This is a genomic window from Sulfoacidibacillus ferrooxidans (assembly GCF_022606465.1).
Taxonomy (GTDB): Bacteria; Bacillota; Bacilli; order Alicyclobacillales; family SLC66; genus Sulfoacidibacillus; species Sulfoacidibacillus ferrooxidans.
In genome coordinates, this window is the sequence record NZ_JALBUF010000136.1 from 1 (window position 1) to 255 (window position 255).

Here is a 255-nt window from a genome sequence, read left to right on the forward strand (position 1 = left end):
GAGGCAGCAGTAGGGAATCTTCCGCAATGGGCGAAAGCCTGACGGAGCAACGCCGTGTGAGCGATGACGGTCTTCGGATTGTAAAGCTCTGTCAATTGGGACGAGCGGCATGGAGAGGCAATGCTCTGTGCGAGACGGTACCAGAGAAGGAAGCCCCGGCTAACTACGTGCCAGCAGCCGCGGTAATACGTAGGGGGCAAGCGTTGTCCGGAATGACTGGGCGTAAAGCGCGCGCAGGCGGTTTCTTGCGTCTGA

General features: G+C 59.2%; 1 rRNA gene. It reads left to right on the top strand.

Annotation, left to right across the window (positions count from 1 at the left end):
• Positions 1-255, top strand: a 16S ribosomal RNA gene (locus MM817_RS16725); the annotation flags it as partial.